Here is a 791-nt window from a genome sequence, read left to right on the forward strand (position 1 = left end):
AATTAGATCACGTTATTAACCCTTATTCAATAGGTGTTAAAAAGTATGCTCGCGCCCTGCAGTTGAAGGTGTTATTCCTCCGAATACTACTCCTATTTTGAAGAGAAGATATATTTCAAACAAATGTTTATCTACTCACAATACTGCTGGAGGAGCTGTTTATCATACCCCTAGGCATCAAGGGGATGATGTTAATATTTCAGTAAACCCCATAACGGGTTATTTTAAGGAAAAAATACCTCTTCAAGGGGGGGGCTGGTGTCAATGGCACATCAATACTATTGTATTCGTTATTATGTATACTGACGTTAATCATTTAATAAAAGATGCTGTGCCCTACACTGGAACAGGTATAACGATTTATATCAATGAATCAGAAAAACCTAAGGAGATGAAAAAATTCACAAATTATATTAATTATAATTCAATTATTTATCCTTTTCTCCGAAAGGATTATGATACGCCAAATCAAATAGGATTATATGGAGAATCAGGTGGAACAACTTCGTTCGGATTAAATTTGATTCCTGGAAGTGAATGGAAAATTACCTACATGCCCACTTTGGATGAAACTAAAATGCCAAAAATAATTGTTTCAGAAAACCCTCCGGGAATATATCCTCGAGGAAATGCAAGAGTTGAATACCCAGATGGAAAAATAGATTTAAACAGGGATTCCATTGATTATTGGAAAATAAATAATACATCCCAATGGGAATAGTTATAAGTCTTGGATTCGCATGATAAGTGCAATTTCTGAAAAAGGCGGTCAGTTGCTATAGTAGGCATCT

At 34.8% G+C, this 791-nt stretch carries 1 protein-coding gene; it reads left to right on the forward strand.

What is annotated here, in order from left to right:
- Window positions 1-97: 97 nt before the first annotated feature.
- On the forward strand, window positions 98-721 hold the full coding sequence (locus AAY47_RS19710; RefSeq protein WP_047772087.1) for a hypothetical protein: 624 nt from the start codon (window positions 98-100) through the stop codon (window positions 719-721).
- Window positions 722-791: the final 70 nt, after the last annotated feature.

Origin of the sequence: Xenorhabdus griffiniae (assembly GCF_001028135.1) — a bacterium.
Classification (GTDB): domain Bacteria; phylum Pseudomonadota; class Gammaproteobacteria; order Enterobacterales; family Enterobacteriaceae; genus Xenorhabdus; species Xenorhabdus bakwenae.